Origin of the sequence: Frankia sp. KB5 (assembly GCF_002099325.1) — a bacterium.
Taxonomy (GTDB): Bacteria; Actinomycetota; Actinomycetes; order Frankiales; family Frankiaceae; genus Frankia; species Frankia casuarinae.
In genome coordinates this window covers 20087-38081 of record NZ_MRUJ01000021.1, presented here as the reverse complement: position 1 = coordinate 38081, position 17995 = coordinate 20087, and the positions used below count along the sequence as shown (strand labels likewise).

Annotated in this window: 17 protein-coding genes and 1 pseudogene; 16 read left to right on the top strand and 2 right to left on the bottom strand. The window is 71.7% G+C overall.

Annotated elements, in window-relative coordinates; translation table 11 throughout:
* Positions 1-122 precede the first annotated feature (122 nt).
* Entirely contained in the window at positions 123-578 is a 456-nt protein-coding gene (locus tag KBI5_RS02325) for an Rrf2 family transcriptional regulator (RefSeq protein ID WP_085014201.1), read from the top strand.
* A gap of 31 nt (positions 579-609) precedes the next feature.
* Here KBI5_RS02325 and KBI5_RS02320 read toward each other — a convergent pair whose 3' ends face one another.
* Together KBI5_RS02320 and KBI5_RS26065 are read right to left on the bottom strand one after the other, a co-directional pair.
* The gene (locus KBI5_RS02320) at positions 610-1134 is read right to left on the bottom strand and encodes a DUF4439 domain-containing protein (RefSeq protein ID WP_011437943.1); all 525 of its coding nucleotides are present in this window, start codon (positions 1132-1134) and stop codon (positions 610-612) included.
* Positions 1131-1808 (bottom strand): hypothetical protein, encoded by a 678-nt coding sequence (locus KBI5_RS26065; protein ID WP_157858541.1) that lies wholly within the window; start codon positions 1806-1808, stop codon positions 1131-1133. The genes KBI5_RS02320 and KBI5_RS26065 overlap by 4 nt, the downstream gene beginning before the upstream one ends.
* 289 nt (positions 1809-2097) lie before the next feature.
* On the opposite strand from KBI5_RS26065, the gene rimP reads away from it, so the two are divergent.
* The 15 genes and pseudogenes from rimP (at position 2098) to KBI5_RS02240 (ending at position 17930) form a co-directional block, all read left to right on the top strand.
* Positions 2098-2904, top strand: a complete 807-nt coding sequence (gene rimP, locus KBI5_RS02310; protein ID WP_085014200.1) for a ribosome maturation factor RimP — start codon at positions 2098-2100, stop codon at positions 2902-2904.
* Entirely contained in the window at positions 2901-3998 is a 1098-nt protein-coding gene (nusA, locus tag KBI5_RS02305; protein ID WP_085014188.1) for a transcription termination factor NusA, read from the top strand. Before rimP ends, nusA begins: the two co-directional genes overlap by 4 nt.
* A 7-nt stretch (positions 3999-4005) precedes the next feature.
* The gene (locus tag KBI5_RS02300) at positions 4006-4275 is read left to right on the top strand and encodes a DUF448 domain-containing protein (RefSeq protein ID WP_011437939.1); all 270 of its coding nucleotides are present in this window, start codon (positions 4006-4008) and stop codon (positions 4273-4275) included.
* A gap of 282 nt (positions 4276-4557) precedes the next feature.
* Complete coding sequence (gene infB / locus KBI5_RS02295) at positions 4558-7791, top strand: translation initiation factor IF-2 (protein WP_085014187.1); 3234 nt, start codon at positions 4558-4560, stop codon at positions 7789-7791.
* A gap of 78 nt (positions 7792-7869) precedes the next feature.
* Positions 7870-8166, top strand: a pseudogene (locus tag KBI5_RS02290) (DUF503 domain-containing protein); the annotation flags it as partial.
* A 94-nt stretch (positions 8167-8260) separates the two neighbouring features.
* A complete protein-coding gene (gene rbfA, locus KBI5_RS02285; RefSeq protein ID WP_011437936.1) occupies positions 8261-8767 on the top strand; it encodes a 30S ribosome-binding factor RbfA in 507 nt (168 codons plus the stop codon).
* A gap of 61 nt (positions 8768-8828) precedes the next feature.
* Positions 8829-9953 carry a bifunctional oligoribonuclease/PAP phosphatase NrnA gene (locus KBI5_RS02280; protein WP_241882612.1) on the top strand — a complete coding sequence of 375 codons (1125 nt, stop codon included), beginning with the start codon at positions 8829-8831 and terminating at the stop codon, positions 9951-9953.
* Positions 9950-10933 (top strand): tRNA pseudouridine(55) synthase TruB, encoded by a 984-nt coding sequence (gene truB / locus KBI5_RS02275; protein ID WP_011437934.1) that lies wholly within the window; start codon positions 9950-9952, stop codon positions 10931-10933. The genes KBI5_RS02280 and truB overlap by 4 nt, the downstream gene beginning before the upstream one ends.
* Before the next feature lie 66 nt (positions 10934-10999).
* On the top strand, positions 11000-11929 hold the full coding sequence (locus KBI5_RS02270; protein ID WP_011437933.1) for a bifunctional riboflavin kinase/FAD synthetase: 930 nt from the start codon (positions 11000-11002) through the stop codon (positions 11927-11929).
* A 184-nt stretch (positions 11930-12113) separates the two neighbouring features.
* Entirely contained in the window at positions 12114-12383 is a 270-nt protein-coding gene (gene rpsO, locus KBI5_RS02265; RefSeq protein ID WP_011437932.1) for a 30S ribosomal protein S15, read from the top strand.
* A gap of 285 nt (positions 12384-12668) precedes the next feature.
* The gene (locus KBI5_RS02260) at positions 12669-14858 is read left to right on the top strand and encodes a polyribonucleotide nucleotidyltransferase (RefSeq protein WP_085014185.1); all 2190 of its coding nucleotides are present in this window, start codon (positions 12669-12671) and stop codon (positions 14856-14858) included.
* A 33-nt stretch (positions 14859-14891) separates the two neighbouring features.
* Positions 14892-16271, top strand: a complete 1380-nt coding sequence (locus KBI5_RS02255; protein ID WP_049761120.1) for a pitrilysin family protein — start codon at positions 14892-14894, stop codon at positions 16269-16271.
* A 137-nt stretch (positions 16272-16408) separates the two neighbouring features.
* Positions 16409-17143 carry a 4-hydroxy-tetrahydrodipicolinate reductase gene (gene dapB, locus KBI5_RS02250; protein WP_011437929.1) on the top strand — a complete coding sequence of 245 codons (735 nt, stop codon included), beginning with the start codon at positions 16409-16411 and terminating at the stop codon, positions 17141-17143.
* A gap of 65 nt (positions 17144-17208) precedes the next feature.
* A complete protein-coding gene (locus KBI5_RS02245) occupies positions 17209-17433 on the top strand; it encodes a hypothetical protein (RefSeq protein ID WP_023840213.1) in 225 nt (74 codons plus the stop codon).
* A complete protein-coding gene (locus tag KBI5_RS02240; protein WP_011437928.1) occupies positions 17430-17930 on the top strand; it encodes a hypothetical protein in 501 nt (166 codons plus the stop codon). The genes KBI5_RS02245 and KBI5_RS02240 overlap by 4 nt, the downstream gene beginning before the upstream one ends.
* The last annotated feature ends 65 nt before the right edge of the window (positions 17931-17995 follow it).

Genomic DNA, 17995 nt, shown 5'->3' with positions numbered 1-17995 from the left:
TTGGCCGGCAGGTTCGTTGGCCGAGCCGGCGGCGGGAACAGCGCCCGTCGGCGCGGGGCCGTGCCTCGCCCGGTGCCGACCCGGCCCACCCATTCGGCGAGGACCGGCGGCAAAATGGATGCATGCAGATCTCCGCTCGCGCCGACTACGCATTGCGCGCACTCCTGACGTTGGCCGCGAGCAACGGTCGGCTCGTCAAGGGCGAGGCGCTTGCCGCGGCGCAGGATCTGCCGCTGCGCTTCCTCGAGAACATCCTCACCGATCTACGCCGGGCGGGGCTGGTCCAGAGCCGCCGGGGCGCGGACGGGGGATACCAGCTGAGCCTTCCCCCCGAGCGGATCACCATCGCCACGGTGATCCGGGCGACCGACGGTCCGCTCGCCAGCGTGCGGGGCCGGCGTCCTGAGGACACGAATTACGACGGCGCGGCCAAGCACCTGCAGGATGTGTGGATCGCGGTTCGAGTGAACCTGCGGCGGGTGCTGGAGGCCGYGACCCTCGCCGACGTGGCGAGTGGTCAGCTTCCGGACATCGTGACCACCCTCGGCTGCGATCCCGACGCGTGGGTCACCCGCTGACGGGAGCGGCCCGGCCTCCCTGGACGCCAGGTCATGTCCCCGGTAGCGCGCGGCTCGCGGCTGCCAGCGGCATGCCGGCCGCGATGCGGGCCCGCTGCGCGCGTACGGCGGTGCCGGTCAGCGCGTCCAGAGCCAGCGCACGGACGTCCCCGACGAGCACAGCGACAGCGTCGTGGGCCGCCATGGCGCAGGCGTCCTCGATCCTGGCCAGGAGGGCCAGTGCCGCCCCGATGCCCTCCGGCGCGACGGGGAGCCGATAGGCGGGCAGTGCCGGTGGCGCATCCCCGCCGCGGGCCCGGATCGCGGTGATGAGGTCGTCGCGCAGCGCCTGGTGCGCCAGACAGCTCAGTCGCGCGAGCTCGCGCGCCTGAGCCGCGGCCGGGCCGAGCGGCGCGACGGCACCTCCCGCCGCCGCGGTGGCGTAGACCGCGGCATGCGTGGCCGTGAGCATCGTGACCAGTGCCGCGACGCCCGCGGGATCCGGGTGCTCGGTTGCGGCGGTCGATTCCGTGGGGGTCGCCGACGCCGGATCGCCCGATGGTGTGTCGGCGGTCATCCGGACACCCGGCTCGCAGCGAGGGCCAGCAGCTCCGCATGCGCGGTCCCGGCGGCGCACATGCTCGCCAGCAGGGACGCGAGCGGACCGCCCGCGCGCAGGCAGTCGGTGCGGGCGGCGTTCGTCGCCGCACCCTCCATCCCGGTCAGGGAGGCGAGGGTGGCGGCGCGGGCCGTGGGTGACTCGTTGACGAGCTGCGCCGTTCCCGCCGTCCCGGCGCCGTCACGCCCGATCGCCTGGGTCGGGGTGGCTGCCTGGGTCGGGGTGGCTGCCTGGGTCGGGGTGGCTGCCTGGGTCGGGGTGGTCGCCTGGGTCGGGGTGGCCGGTGCGGAGCCCGGGAACTGTTCGGCCAAGGTCCGGAGCTGGACCTCGTGATGGGCCCGCAGCGTGTCGAACAGGGGACGCAGGGACGGGTGGCGCTCGGCCGCCGTCCGGTACGCCGCGGCCAGCGCGGCCGCCCGGACGGCGGCGGCCCTCGCCGCCCGGCGGTCGTCGCCGTCCGGACCCACCGCGGGACCGGTCCGATTCGTCGTGACCGTGGTGCTGCAGCCGGCGGCCTCGAATCCGGCAAATCCGGCGAATCCGGTAAGGGCAAGGCTGGTCAGCCCGGTGAGGAGCCGTCGTCGGGAGGCGTGGGTGAGGTTCGCCGGATCCACCGTCGCAGCTTTGCACATCCCCTGCTGTCGTCCGGAGCGCCGTGTGGTCCGCGCGGCCTGATCCGGTTACCCCCGGGTCGCGACGGACCCCGGTCGGGGCGGACGTAGGCTATGGATCTCACCCGGGATGCCGTCGCCCCGGGGCGGCCCAGCCCGGCGGGACCGTCGGCGGTCGGTCCTCGCTGTTCGACGGTGCCGCGGGTCGGGTCGACGAGGGTCGCACGGCTTGATGGCGCCGGCCGAACCTGGGTATCGCCCCCGGGGGATGACAACGTAGCGGCCGGCCTACGGCGTGGGGAGCGACGTCGTGGGTTCGGCGGATGATCAGGCATCGCGGATGCGGGAAGGGACGGTCGAAGTGGTAGGGGCGGGGGAGGCCGGCCGCGCGCGTGACCGGAGCCCATCCGGATCGGCCCGCGGGCGCGGCRGCGTTCGGACGGCGCTGCGGGCTCGGCTGGCGGCTGGCCTCGCCGACGCGGGCTTCGATCTCGAGGATGTGACGGTCACACGGGCCGGATCGCGCAGCGTGGTGCGGGTGGTGGTGGACCGCGACGGAGGAGTCGACCTGGACGCGGTCGCGGACGCCAGCCGGCTCGCCTCCGAGCTGCTTGACGCCGCCGAGACCGACGGCCAGGGCCTGGTCGCCGGGCCTTATGTTCTCGAGGTCACCTCACCGGGCGTCGAACGGCCGCTGACCGAGCCTCGGCACTGGCGCCGCGCGATCGGCAGGCTTGTCACGGTACGTGATCGAGACGGCATCGTCCTCGCCGGGCGTGTCCTGTCCGCCGACGAATCGGGGGCGGATCTGGCGGTGGCGACGGATCCCGCGCGGCCCGGACGCCCCCCGCGTCGGCGGCTCGCGCGGGTGACCTTCGCACAGGTGGCCCGGGCTACCGTCGAGGTCGAGTTCTCGGCCGAGGCGTATGATGATCTTTCTATCGAGTCGGTGGAGACGCCGTCTTTGTCCGCCGTGTTGGTGGAACCCGGCGAGACAGCCGATCTCGGGTACGGAGAGCCGGACGACGATCTTCCGGCGGCGCCGGGGAGGGAATCCAATGACGACGGCCGGGAGGCCGGCCCCCGGGGCGCGGCCGGTAAGGAGATGACCCGGTGAAGCTCGACGTGGCCGCGCTGCGCGGAATCGAGCGGGAGAAGGACATTGCCTTTGACACCTTGGTGCAGGCGATGGAGAYGGCCCTGCTGACGGCTTATCACCACACGGCCGGGTCCGCRCAGGACGCCCGGGTGGTGATCGACCGGACGACCGGAGATGTCTCCGTCCTTGCCCGGGAACAGGGCCCGGACGGCACCAGCCGGGAGTACGACGACACCCCGGCGGACTTCGGGCGGATCGCGACCATGACCGCCAAACAGGTGATCATGCAGCGGCTGCGCGAGGCCCAGCAGGAGGTCACCTACGGCCAGTACGCCGACCGGGAGCACGAGATCGTTTCCGGTGTGGTGCAACATCACGAACAGCGGGCCGGCTCCAGGGTCGTGCTCGTCAATCTCGGCACCGTCGAGGGTGTCCTGCCGCCGGCCGAGYAGGTCCCCGGCGAGCGGCTTGAGCACGGCGACCGAATCAAGTGTTATGTGGTGCACGTCGCGCGGGGGCCGCACGGACCCACGGTGACGTTGTCCCGCACCCATCCCGAGCTGGTGAAGGGGCTGTTCCGGCTGGAGGTGCCCGAGGTCGCCGACGGCACCGTGGAACTCGCCGCGATCGCCCGCGAGGCCGGGCATCGCAGCAAGATAGCGGTGCGGTCCCGGGTGGCCGGGGTCAACCCCAAGGGCGCGTGCATCGGGCCGATGGGCAGCCGGGTGCGTGCCGTCATGGCCGAACTGCGGGGCGAGAAGATCGATATCGTTGACTGGTCGGCCGACCCGGCAACCTTCGTCGGGAGCGCGCTGTCTCCGGCCCGGGTGGCCCGGGTCGAGGTGACGGATCCGGCGAGCCGCTCGGCGCGGGTGGTGGTGCCCGATTACCAGCTGTCGTTGGCCATCGGGCGTGAGGGGCAGAACGCCCGCCTCGCCGCCCGGCTGACGGGGTGGCGCATCGACATCCACTCTGACACCGAGGACTCCGGCGAGGGCGGTGGGAGCGGATCCGAACGGGACTCCGCTGGAGCGCCCCGACGATCGGGACCAGCTACGGTGCCGCGGCGATCACCTGCCGCGGGTGGCCATTCTCGGGGCCAGGCGGGATAGACTTACGATGGCGCGTCGTGCGGAGCCCGTCCGTACCTGTGTCGGATGCCGAAGCCGTGCGTCGAGTTCTGACCTACTGCGTATCGTCGTAGAAGGCGGCGAGCTTCTGCCGGATGCTCGTCGTCGGATGCGTGGTCGGGGTGCGCACGTGCATCCTGATCTTGCGTGCCTCGATCTCGCGGAGCGTCGCAAGGCGTTCTCACGAGCACTGCGGGTGTCAGGCCCGCTCGGGTCGAAGCAGGTCAGGCTGTATCTGGAGCGGTTTCGCCCGCGGTAGCCGGTCCCTCCGGGAGCGGTCCGCCGTAGTCGTGCCAGGCACAGGGAGATACCAGGTAAAGATGGATGGRTGGAACGGGCGGACCGCGGCAGCGGGCCGGCCGGGTCAGACGGAGTGGGTACCCGCGCCAGCGGCATCCGCTCCCACAGGCGGCGCCAACAGACGTCGACAGGGAAGCAGGTCGAGACAGCGATGACCGCTCAATGAGCACCCAGCCATGATCACGACCGGCAGGTAACGAGGTCACGCGGGCACGGACCGCGGGCCGAACGAAGGAKCACCGTGGCAGGAAAGGCCCGCGTACACGAGCTCGCCAAGGAGCTTGGTGTCGACAGTAAGACCGTGYTCGCCAAGCTCAAGGATCTCGGCGAGTTCGTGAAGTCCGCTTCGTCCACTGTCGAGGCACCCGTCGTCCGCAAATTGAAGGAAGCGTTCCCCGCCGACGGCGCACCCACTTCCCCGGGCCGGGCCACCAGCCGTCCGGGACCGCCGGGTGGCGGCGCTCGTCCGACCCCGCCGTCCCGTCCTGGTCTGGCGCCTCGGCCCGGTCCGCGCCCGGTTCCCGGGCGGCCTGGTCCCCTCGGCCGGCCCGGTCCGGCGACCCCGGCGCCGTCCCCCTCGCCCGCGTCCCCGCCGCTACCGGCCTCCCCGGTGCAGGCTTCGCCGGTGCAGGCCTCCCCGGTGCAGGCTTCGCCGACGTCTGCACCCGCCGCTCCCCGTCCGGCCGCGGCCTCCGCCGTGCCCGCGCCGCCGATGCCGTCCGTGCCGTCCGCTCCCTCCGGGCCGCGACCCGGGCCGAACGCTCCGCGTCCCGGTGCCCCGCAGGGCGGCGGCCGTCCGCGTCCCGGCACCCCGGTTCCTCCCTCGGGTCCCACCGCTGGCGGTCCGACCGCTGGCGGTCCGACCGCTGGCGGTCCGACCGCTGGCGGTCCGACCGCTGGCGGTCCCACCGCTGGCGGTCCCACCGCAGGCGGCCCCCGGCCCGGGCCGCGTCCCGGACCCCGGTCGGCTGCGCCCGGTAACAACCCCTACACGACGCCGTCCGCTGGGCCGCGTCCGTCCGCTGGGCCGCGTCCGTCGGCCGGGCAGTCGGGTCCGCCATCGACGCCCACTCCCCGGCCCAGCGCCCCGCGGTCGGGTACCCCCCGGCCAGGTACCCCCCGGCCGGGTGGACCGCGCCCCGGTGGCACCGGTGCCGGTGGTCCACGGCCCACTCCCGGCGGGATGCCACCACGTCCCGGCGGTCCACGGTCAGGAGCGGGGGGCGGCATGCCGCCCCGCCCAGGTGGCACCGGGGGGCCGCGCCCCAACGCGAACATGTTCCAGCCTCGRCCCGCCGGTGGCCCTCCCGGACGCCCGGGCGGTGGTGGCGCGCCCGGTCGTCCCGGCGGTGGTGGCGCGCCCGGTCGTCCCGGCGGTGGCGGCGGTCCGCGTCCCGGCGGATTCGCCGGGCGGGGTGGTGCGCCCGGTCGTCCCGGTGGTGGTGGMGGCGGTGGTGGTGCGCCCGGTCGTCCCGGTGGTGGTGGCGGCGGTGGCGGTGCGCCCGGTCGTCCCGCGGCCGGCGGCCGTGGCCGCGGTGGGACCACGGCGGGCGCCTTCGGCCCCGGTGGCCGTGGTCGCCCCGGTCGCCAGCGCAAGTCCAAGCGCGCGAAGCGGCAGGAATGGGAGAGCGGRCTCGAAGCGCCGCGCATGGGCGCGATGGTGCCCCGCGGCAACGGGCAGGCCATCCGGCTTCCCCGTGGCGCCTCGCTGGCCGATTTCGCCGACAAGATCGACGCGAACCCGGGCGCTCTGGTCCAGGTCGTGTTCACCCAGCTCGGCGAGATKGTGACCGCGACCCAGTCCTGCACCGACGAGACGCTGCAGCTGTTGGGTGTCACGCTCGGCTACGAGGTCCAGATCGTCAGCCCGGAGGACGAGGACAAGGAGCTTCTCGAGAGCTTCGACCTCTCCTTCGGCGGGGAGTACGGCGACGACGTCGAGCTCAGCTCCCGGCCGCCGRTCGTGACCGTCATGGGTCACGTCGATCATGGTAAGACGAAACTGCTGGACGCCATCCGCTCCACCGACGTGGTCGGGGGCGAGGCCGGTGGTATCACCCAGCACATCGGTGCCTACCAGGTGCGGGCCAAGGTCGACGGCGACGAGCGTCCGATCACCTTCATCGACACTCCGGGCCACGAGACCTTCACGGCCATGCGGGCCCGCGGTGCGCAGGTGACGGACATCGTGGTCCTGGTCGTGGCCGCCGACGACGGGGTGAAGCCGCAGACCATCGAGGCGCTGAACCACGCCCAGGCGGCCGGCGTCCCGGTCGTGGTGGCGGTCAACAAGGTCGACAAGGAGGGCGCCGACCCGGCCAAGGTGCGGGGTCAGCTCACCGAGTACGGCCTGGTGGCGGAGGAGTACGGCGGCGACACGATGTTCGTTGACGTCTCCGCCCGCAACCGGACGAACATCGACGGCCTGCTCGAGGCGATCGTCCTGACCGCCGACGCATCCCTGGACCTGCGGGCTCCGACCGAGGTCGAGGCGCAGGGTGTCGCCATCGAAGGTCGGCTCGACCGGGGCCGGGGTCCGGTGGCGACCGTGCTGGTCCAGCGCGGCACGCTGAGGGTCGGTGACTCGGTCGTCGCCGGCGAGGCGTTCGGTCGGGTTCGGGCGATGCTCGACGAACACGGTGGTCAGGTGGTCGAGGCGGGCCCGGCCCGACCCGTCCAGGTCCTGGGGTTCACCAGCGTTCCCGACGCGGGTGACAACTTCCTGGTGGTGCCCGAGGACCGGGTGGCCCGTCAGATCGCCGAACGGCGTCAGRCCCGCGAGCGTAACGCGGAGCTGGCGCTGAGCCGGGGCCGTCCGACGCTGGAGACGATCCTCGAGCGGATGAAGGAGGGCGAGAAGACCCAGCTCAACCTCATCCTCAAGGGCGATGTGTCCGGTTCGGTCGAGGCGCTCGAGGACGCCTTGCTCAAGATCGATGTCGGTGACGAGGTCGGTCTGCGGATCATCGACCGTGGGGTCGGCGCGATCACTGAGACCAACGTGATGCTGGYGTCGGCGTCCGACGCGATCATCATCGGCTTCAACGTCCGGCCGCRGGGCAAGGCGACGGAGCTGGCCGACCGTGAGGGCGTCGAGGTCCGGTACTACTCGGTGATCTACCAGGCTATCGAGGACATCGAGAACGCCCTGAAGGGCATGCTCAAGCCCGTCTACGAGGAAGCGCAGCTCGGTACCGCCGAGGTCCGCGAGGTCTTCCGCGTGCCGCGGATCGGCAACGTGGCCGGCTCTCTGGTCCGTTCCGGCGTCATCCGGCGGAACACCAAGGCCAGGCTCATCCGCGACGGCGTCGTCGTGGYCGACAACCTCACGGTCGAGTCGCTCAAGCGTTTCAAGGACGACGCGACGGAGGTCCGCGAGGGCTACGAGTGCGGTATCGGTCTCGGGTCGTTCAACGACATCAAGATCGATKACGTGATCGAGACGTTCGAGCAACGGGAGGTTCCCCGCGCCTGAGCACGTCCGCGGCCGGTGACGATCGAGCTGTCTGCCCGATCGTCACCGGCGGTGTGTGCCCGGCGGCGGGAGACGACCATGTGGATCGGAACCCTCAGCCTTGATCTGCTGCTCGGTGACGTGCACTCGTTGAAGGAGAAACGGTCGGTGGTGCGGCCGATCGTGGCGGAGCTGCGTCGCCGTTTCGCCCTCAGCGTGGCCGAGACCGGCCATCATGATCTGCACCGGCGAGCCGAGATCGGGATGGCGGTCGTCGCCGCGGACCGGGCGCACTGCGTCGAGGTCCTCTGTTCCTGCGAGCATCTGGTGGCCCAGCGACCGGACGTCGAGGTCCTCGCCGCGCGGGCGCGCTACTTTTCGGCGGACGACGCGGACGACGAACCGCATGCACCCGGTGAACCGCACGCACCCGGTGCATCTGCCGCGGTGAGCGTGCCGCCGGCGGGACCGGCGAACGAGGAGGTGGACGGTGGCTGATCCGGCCCGGGCACGGCGGCTGGCCGTGCGTATCCGCGAGGTTGTGGCGTCCACGCTGGAGCGTGGCGTCAAGGATCCTCGACTCGGCATGGTGACCGTCACGGATGTGCGRCTGACGCCGGATCTGGTCGACGCGACGGTCTTCTACACCGTCTACGGCGATGAGACGGCGCGGCAGGCGTCGGCCCAGGCGCTCGAATCCGCCCGGGGGCTGCTGCGCAGCCAGGTCGGCCGGGCCACGGGGGTGAAGGTGACCCCGACGCTCACCTTCGTTCATGACCGACTTCCCGACGACGCCCAGCATCTGGAGAAGTTGATCAGCGTTGCCCGGGAACGCGACGCGTATCTGGCCGAGGTCCGTCGGGATGCTCGCCCGGCGGGCGACGACGATCCCTACCGCCGGCCGCGCCCCGCCGCCGGCGAGGTGGATGAGCTGAGCGAGGTGGATGAGCTGAGCGAGGTGGACGAGTACGGCGGGACGGCCCGGCAGGAGGGATGACGGGGTACGGGCCCGGGACACCGCGGTGACAGGCACGAGACAGCTGCGATGGGAACTGACGATGAGCGATGCGACCGATCTCGCGGGCCCGCCGGCGGCGTCGGTCAACCGCTCCCGCCCGGACGGTGCCGGTCCGACCGGTGATTTCCAGGCCGCGGTGACCGCACTGACCGGCGCGATCGACGCCGGTGACGACATCCTGCTGATCGCCCACGTGAACCCCGACGGGGACAGTCTCGGATCGGCGTTGGCGCTGGGGCTCGCGCTGCGGTCGCTGGGCGGAAGGCCGCGGGTGTCCTTCGACGCGGATCCCTTCGTCGTTCCCCGGGTGCTTCGTTTCCTCGCCGGTCAGGATCTGTTGGTGGCCCCCGAGGCCGTCACCGGCCGGCCGGGTCTCGTGGTGACCCTGGACGCCGGCAGCCGGTCCCGGCTGGGCAGGCTCGCCAGCACCACGGCCGGTTGCCGGGTCCTGGTCGTCGACCACCATGCCTCCAACACCCGGTTCGGCGATCTCAATCTGGTCGACCCCGAGGCGGCCTCGACCAGCGCCATGGTCATCGACCTCGTCGATGCCCTGGGCGTGCGGCTCGACCGGGACATYGCGACAGCGATCTACACCGGTCTGGTAACCGACACGGGATCGTTCCGTTTCGCCGCGACGACACCGGCGGTGCACCAGCTGGCCGCCCGGCTGGTGGCCACGGGCATCCGTCCCGACCTGATCAGCCGTGCCCTGTGGGRCACCCACCGCTTCGGCTATCTCAAGCTACTCGGGGAGGTTCTCGGCCGCGTCCGGCTGGAGCCCGAGTACGACCTCGTCTGGTCCTGGTGCGGCCAGGCCGATCTGCGCGCCGCGGGACTGGAGTACGACGAGATCGAGGGGCTCATCGACACGGTGCGCACCGTGTCGGAGGCAGAGGTCGCCCTTGTCTGCAAGCAGGATGGTGACGTCTGGAAGGTCTCGGTCCGTTCCAAGGGGGACGTTGACGTCGGCGCGGTCTGTACGGCTCTCGGTGGTGGCGGCCATCGCTTCGCCGCCGGATTCTCCTGCGGGACGACGCTCGACGAGTTGATGGACGTGCTTCGGGACGCGCTGGCGCGGGCTCCGCGCCTGGGGGGCCCGGGGACTCCGGAGAATCCGCGCGGCCCGGGTGGCCCGAGGAACGCGGTCCGGAGCCCGCGGTGAGCACCCGGGGGGGATCCACCCGGGGATCCGCGCGGCCGGGGGGAGCCGCATCCCGCCGGGGATCCGGTCCCGGTCCCAGTCCCGGGCCACAGGTCGACGGGCTCGTCGTCGTGGACAAGCCGGCCGGCTGGACGTCGCACGATGTCGTCGCCAGGGCGCGGCGCATTCTCGGGCAGCGTCGGATCGGCCACGCGGGCACCCTCGATCCGATGGCGACGGGCGTGCTGGTGCTGGGAGCCGGCCGGGGAACCCGCCTGCTCGGACATCTCGCCCTCACCGACAAGGTGTACGACGCCACGATCCGGCTCGGCCGGACTACCACGACCGACGACGCCGAGGGCGCGCCGGTCGAGGACCGTCCGGTGGACGTCGACGCCGACCGGCTCACGCGGGCCATGGCCGCCCTTACCGGGGTGCTCGACCAGGTTCCTGCCAGCGTGAGCGCGGTCAAGGTGGGCGGGGTACGCGCGTACGCCAGGGTCCGGGCCGGCGAGGTGGTCGATCTCGCCCCACGCCGGGTGACGGTCCACCGCTTCGACCTGCTGGCGCGGCGGGCCGCGGGCGACGGGGCGGTGGACCCGGCCGGAACCGATTTGGAGGTCACGGTCGGTTGCTCCAGTGGAACATACGTGCGGGCGCTCGCCCGTGATCTCGGGGCGGCGTTGGACTGCGGGGCGCATCTGACCGCCCTGCGGCGCACCGCCGTTGGTCCCTTCGACCTGGCGGGCGCAGTGACTCTCGACACGTTCGCCGAGCTGGGGCCGCGGGCGGTCACATCGCTGACCGACGCGGTCGCGGCCGGCTTCCTGCGCCGCGACGTGACGGCGGAGGCGGCAGCGGACGTGTCCCATGGCCGACGGTTGCCCCCGGTGGGACGGCCGGGTACGTACGGCGTCTTCGGTCCCGACGGGACCGTGCTGGCCCTGGTCGAGGAGACCGAGCATGCGGTCCGGTCGCTCGTCGTCTTCGCCCCGGTCTAGTCCGGCGGCCCCGGCCGGGGTTCGGTGGCCCGACAGCGCCCCACGAGAATGTCCTAGGCTTCGCACGTGCAAACGTGGCGAGGGGCGGAGAACACGCCTGTCCAGTGGCGGGGCGGGGTCGTCACGATTGGCTTCTTCGACGGGGTGCACCTCGGGCACCGGCAGATCATCGGCCGGGCGGTCCGGCTGGCGCGGGAACGCGGTGAGCGTTCGCTGGTGTTGACCTTCGACCCGCATCCCGGTGAGGTGCTGCGACCCGGCAGCCATCCCGCCCTGCTCACGACGCTGCGTTTCAAGGCCGAGCTGTTGGCCGGGACCGGGGTGGACGCGCTCTGCGTCGAGCCGTTCACGCTGGAGTTCAGTCGGGTCTCCCCGGCTGACTTCGTGCACGGGATACTGGTCGAGCGGCTGCGGGCGAGCGTGGTCGTGGTGGGGGAGAACTTCACCTACGGTCACCGGGCCGCCGGGACGCTCGCGACGCTGTCGGAGGCGGGCGCCCGGGAGGGATTCGAGGTTGACGGGGTCCGTCTCGTCCGCTCCGGCGAGCAGGTGCTCTCCTCGACGGCGATCCGTGCCCGGGTGGCCGAGGGCGACGTGGCGGCTGCGGCGGCCGCGCTGGACCGGCCGCATCGGGTCGAGGGTGTCGTCGTGCACGGCGACGCGCGTGGCCGCACCATCGGCTATCCTACGGCGAACATCCAGGTGACGCCGTGGGCCGCCGTTCCGGCGGACGGCGTGTACGCGGGCTTCGCCTGCTGGTCCGGCCGCCGCCAGCCCGCCGCCATCTCGATCGGTACGAATCCGACGTTCGAGGGACGCGACCGGCGCGTCGAAGCGTTTCTCCTGGACTTCGACGAGGATCTCTACGGCGAGTACATGGCCTACGAGTTCACCCATCGGCTGCGTCCGACCCTGCGCTTCGACTCGGTGGCCGAGCTCGTCACCCAGATGGCCGCGGATGTGGAGGCCACCCGCGCGGCAACCCTGCTCGTCTGAACTCGGCTGAACTCGGCTGAACTCCGCCGGTGGCCGAGCGGCTCTCCTCGGGTTGATAGGCTTCCCGGTCAGGCGGGTGCGGTGTGTCCGGACCGGACGGCGATGATGCCGAGGTCCGGTGATCGATCCGGGTGGGGAAGACCCCGGACGCGCGCCGTCCCGAAACAGAAGGAGAAGGTGGAGCGTGCCGCTCGCGAGYGACGTCAAGCAGAAGATCATGTCCGATTACGCCACCGTCGAGCGGGACACGGGCTCGCCCGAGGTGCAGGTCGCGATGCTGACCCGTCGGATCAGTGACCTGACCGAGCATCTCAAGGTGCATAAGCACGATCACCACAGCCGCCGCGGTCTGCTGCTGCTCGTCGGCCGTCGCCGACGGCTGCTGAACTACCTGGCGAAGACGGATATCAACCGATACCGCGCTCTGATCGAGCGACTCGGGCTACGGCGGTAGCGCGAAGAGGGGGAGCGGCCCGGGTGGGACGCTCCCTCTGACGCATCGGGGGTAGGTACCGAATGCGTCGAGCCGTCGGCGGAGTCGTCCGCTCGGCGGTGTGGAGGACCTGGCCGGGTCCGTGGTGGTGCGAGCCGCCGGTCCTCGGTCGTGGTCGCCGGGATGGGTACGGGCACCGGACCCGGGGACTTCGACTGAGCACCGGCATCCTCGTTGGCGTGGACCCGGCCGTAGAAGAGGCTCGGCCGCGTGGATCCGGCCGAGGAAGAGGATGGAGTGGTTCGAGTGGACGACTCGACACATGCGGCCGAAGCGGTCATCGCGACCCCGGCCGGAGACCGGACGGTTCGGTTCGAGACCGGACGTCTCGCCAAGCAGGCCGCCGGCTCCGCCGTCGCCTACCTGGGCGACACGATGGTGCTCTCGGCGACGACGGTCAGCAAGCAGCCCAAGGAACAGCTCGACTTCTTCCCGCTGACGGTGGATGTCGAGGAGCGGATGTACGCGGCCGGGCGCATCCCCGGTTCGTTCTTCCGGCGGGAGGGCCGCCCCAGCGAGGACGCGATCCTCACCTGCCGGCTCATCGACCGGCCGCTGCGGCCGTCGTTCGCCAAGGGGCTGCGCAACGAGATCCAGGTCGTGGCCACCGTGCTCGCCCTGGATCCCGACACCCTTTACGACGTGGTCGCCATCAACGCGGCCAGCGCGTCGACGACGCTGTCCGGCCTGCCCTTCACCGGGCCGATCGGTGCGACCCGGGTCGGGTTCGTCGACGGCGAGTGGATCGCCTTCCCGACCCATGCGGAGCTCGCTCGGGCGACCTTCGACATGGTCGTGGCCGGTCGGGTGATCGAGGACGGCTCGGACGTCGCGATCATGATGGTGGAGGCCGAGGCGACCCCGGGCACGGTCGAGCTGCTCGCGCACGGCGCGCCGGMTCCCACCGAGGAGGTCGTGGCCGCGGGCCTCGAGGCGGCGAAGCCCGCCATCCGTGAGCTCTGCCGGGCCCAGAGCGAGCTGGCCGCGCTCGCCGCGAAGCCTGCCCGGGAGTTCCCCGTCTTCATCGACTATCACGACGACGTGCTGGACGCGCTGTCCGCGGCAATCGGCGACGAGCTGTCCGCCGCGCTGCGCATCCCCGGCAAGGCTGAGCGCGAGAACGAGCTCGACCGGGTCCGCCAGCTCGCGGCCGAGAAGGTGGCCTCCCAGTTCGAGGGGCGAGAGAAAGAGATCGGCGCCGCCTACCGGGCGCTGACCAAGAAGCTCGTCCGCTCCCGCATCGTGACCGAGAGCGTGCGCATCGACGGTCGCTCGACAACCGAGATCCGCGCGCTGTCGGCCGAGGTCGACTACATCCCGCGGGTACACGGCTCGGCGCTGTTCGAGCGGGGCGAGACGCAGATCCTCGGCGTCACGACCTTGGCCATGCTGCGCATGGAGCAGACGGTCGACACGCTCAACCCCGACCGCACCAAGCGGTACATGCACAACTACAACTTCCCGCCGTACTCCACCGGCGAGACCGGCCGCGTCGGTTCGCCGAAGCGCCGAGAGATCGGCCACGGGGCACTCGCCGAGCGGGCCCTGCTCCCGGTGCTGCCCAGCCGCGAGGAGTTCCCCTACGCGATCCGGCAGGTATCCGAGGCGCTGGGTTCGAACGGGTCAACGAGCATGGGCTCGGTGTGCGCGAGCACCCTGTCGCTGCTCAACGCCGGGGTACCGCTCAAGGCGCCGGTCGCCGGGATCGCGATGGGCCTCATCCACRCCGACGACTCCTACGTCACCCTGACCGACATCCTCGGGGCCGAGGACGCCTACGGGGACATGGACTTCAAGGTCGCCGGCACCCGGGACTTCGTCACCGCGCTCCAGCTCGACACCAAGCTCGACGGCATCCCGGCCTCGGTCCTCGCCGCGGCGCTCCAGCAGGCGCGCGGGGCGCGGCTCGCGATCCTCGACGTGATGGCCGAGGCCATCGGCAGCCCGGACGAGATGTCCGCTCACGCCCCGCGGGTCATCTCCGTCAAGATCCCGGTGGACAAGATCGGGGAGGTCATCGGACCCAAGGGTAAGATGATCAACCAGATCCAGGCGGACAGCGGTGCCGAGATCACCGTCGAGGACGACGGGACGATCTACATCGGCGCGGTGGACGGTCCGTCGGCGGAGTCCGCCCGGTCGGCGATCAACGCGATCGCCAACCCGCAGATGCCCGAGGTCGGCGAGCGTTATCTGGGGACGATTGTGAAGATCACCAATTTTGGGGCCTTCGTCTCRCTCACCCCGGGCCGGGACGGCCTGCTCCACGTCAGCAAGCTCAAGACACTCTCCGGCGGTAAGCGGGTAGAGAAGGTGGAGGACGTCCTGACGGTGGGCCAGAAGCTCCAGGTCGAGATCACCGAGATCGACAGCCGCGGGAAGATCAGCCTGTCCCCGAGCGCCGAAGCCGCCGACGCGGCGGCCGCCGCCTCCTGACGGCCCGTCGTGTCCGACACTCCCACGCCCGACCTGACCTGCTCAGCGGGGACCGCCGGCGCGCCGCGGAACAAGCCGGTTCCCGGCGCCCGGGCCGCGCACCTGCTCGCTGCTGGCGGAGTCAGTGGCGAATCGTTGCTGGACGGCACGGCGCGCCGCACCGTGCTCCCCGGCGGTCTGCGGGTCATCACCGAGCGGGTCCCCGGGGTGCGCTCGGTCGCGATCGGCGTCTGGGTCGCGGTGGGCTCGCGCGACGAGACGCCGGTGACCGCCGGATGCTCCCACTACCTGGAGCACCTGCTGTTCAAGGGCACGCCCAGCCGGGACGCGTTGACTATCAGCGCGTCGGTCGAGGCGGTCGGCGGGGACATCAACGCCTTCACCGGCAAGGAGTACACCTGCTACTACGTGCGGGTGCTCGACTCCGATCTCGCGATGGCCGTCAACGTCATCGCCGACATGGTCACCAACTCGCTGGTGACAGCCGACGACGTCGAGGCCGAGCGTGGCGTGATCCTGGAGGAGATCGCCATGTACGAGGACGACCCGGGTGACCTCGTCCATGACGTATTCGCGGCGGCGATGCTCGGGTCGTCGGTACTCGGCCGCCCGGTGCTCGGGACGACCGAGTCGATCGAGGGGCTGGGCCGGGAGACCATCGCGGACTACTACCGCTCCCGGTACGTCCCGCCGGCGATGGTGGTCTCCATCGCCGGCAACCTGGCGCACGACCGGGCGCTGGCGCTGGTCGCCGAGGCGTTCGCCGACCGTCTGACGGTGAGCGCCGAGCCGTTCGAGGTGCGTGGCGGATCGTACGACTACCCGCCGCCGCCCGGCATCGTCGTGACCGACCGGCCGACCGAGCAGGCGCATCTCGTGCTCGGCACCAGGGGACTGTCCCGGCACGATCCGCGCCGTTACACGCTCGGCGTGCTGTCGACGGCGCTGGGCGGTGGGATGAGCTCGCGGCTGTTCCAGGAGATCCGGGAGAAGCGGGGGCTGGCGTACTCGGTGGGCTCGTTCGCCTCCCACTTCGCCGACGCGGGCCTGTTCGGCGTCTATGCCGGATGCGCCCCCAAGCGTGCCGACGTGGTCCTCGAGCTCGCCCGTGAGCAGGTACGCCAGATCGCCGAGCACGGGATCAGTGCCGAGGAACTCGACCGGGCCCGTGGGCAGAACCGCGGCTCGATGATCCTCGGCTTGGAGGACACCGGATCCCGGATGAGCCGCCTCGGCAAGAGCGAGCTCGTCCACGGTGAGGTCCTGTCGGTCGACGAGATCATCGCCCGGGTGGACGCGGTCACCCTCGACGATGTCACCGCGATCGCGCGGGAGCTGCTGGACCAGTCCTGGGCCCTGGGCGTCATCGGACCCTTCGACGACCACGACTTCAGCGCCGCCGTCGCCCGTTAGCGACTCTCGTCCCGAGAGGTTCACCGATGTCCGACTCCGAGTCCCGCCCGGTAACCGGCGCTGTCCCGGTAACCGGCGCTGTCCCGGTAACCGGCGCTGTCCCGGTAACCGGCGCTGTCCCGGTAACCGGGACAGCGGTGGGGGTGCTCGGTGCACGGGGACGGATGGGGTCGACGGTGTGTGCCGCCGTCGAGGCCGCCGCCGACCTGGCGCTGGTCGCGGCCCTCGGCACCGGCGATGACCGTGGTGCGCTCGCCGCGGCCGACGTCGTCGTCGACTTCACCACCCCCGACGCGGTGATGGACAACCTCCGCTGGTGCGTCCAGGCCGGCAAGCACGTCGTCGTCGGCACCACCGGCTTCGACGAGCCGCGGCTCGCGACCCTGCGTGGCTGGCTGGCCGCGGCACCGGGGGTCGGGGTGCTCGTCGCGCCGAACTTCGGGGTAGCCGCCGTGCTGATGATGACGTTCGCCGCCCGGGCCGCCCGGTTCTTCGACTCGGTGGAGATCATCGAGTTGCACCATCCCGGCAAGGCCGACGCGCCGAGCGGCACCGCCCGGCGTACCGCGCAGCTGGTCGCCGCGGCGCGTACCACCGCCGGGTTGCCGGTGGCCGGYCCGGACGCGACAACCGCCGCCCTCGACGGTGCCCGCGGCGCCCGGGTCGATGGCGTGCCGGTGCATGCCGTCCGCCTCGCCGGGCTCGTCGCGCATCAGGAGGTCCTGCTCGGGGGCGCCGGGGAGACCCTCACCCTGCGACACGATTCCTACGACCGCACCTCGTTCATGCCGGGGGTGCTGCTAAGCGTGCGGAAGGTCGGCGAGCGACCGGGACTCACGGTCGGTCTGGAGTCGCTGCTCGACCTGGACTAGCGCCGCGGGCATCTTGGGGCAGGTGTCTGCTGCCACCACGGGCCGCGAAAGATAGGTTTCCGGATGTGGTCGGACACGTTGACCGTCGTTTCCCGGCGGGTACCCGTAGCGTCTTTGGTATCGATCTTGGTACGACGTTCAGCTGCCTGGCCCGGGCGCGCCCCGACGACGTGTGCTCCCTGGTCAAGCGGCGGATGCCGGTCGTGGCGACCTTGGCGGCACCCGGGGCGCGGATCCGGCTGGATCCGGACGGCCCGGTGGCGTCGGCATCCGGTGGGGCGTCCAGGTGAGGGCCCGGTGGCTGGTGGCCGTGCTCGTCGCGGCGTGTGGCTTCTACCTCGGGCTGATCGGGTGGCGGGGAATCCAGTTGCTCGGCGACGATCGCTGGGCGGCCCGTGGACTCGGTCTCGGTGTCGTGCTGCTTCCGATGATCGGCGCCGTCGTCATCCTGCGTGAGCTGCGTTTCGGCCGCGACACCGAGCGGCTTGCCCGGATGTTCGACGTAGCCGCGGATGCGACGGCTGACGTCGAGTCCGGCACCGCCCGCGGCTTCGACCCCGGCGCCCGTGCCGACGAGCCGGTTCTCGTGCGCCGGCCGTCGGGCCGGATCGACCGCGCCTCGGCCGACGCCGCGTTCGCCCAGCGTCGGGCGGAGGTCGAGGCGGCGCCGGGTGAATGGCGTCGCTGGTACCGGCTCGCGGTCTCCTATGGAGATGCCGGGGACACCCGCCGGGGACGCGCCGCGATGCGTCACGCGATCGTCCTTGAGCGGCACTCCCGCGGGTGACCGTGCTCCGTCCCCTGGCGGTGAATTGCTCATCCAATGCAGGCGGCTCCGGGACGGCCATTGAC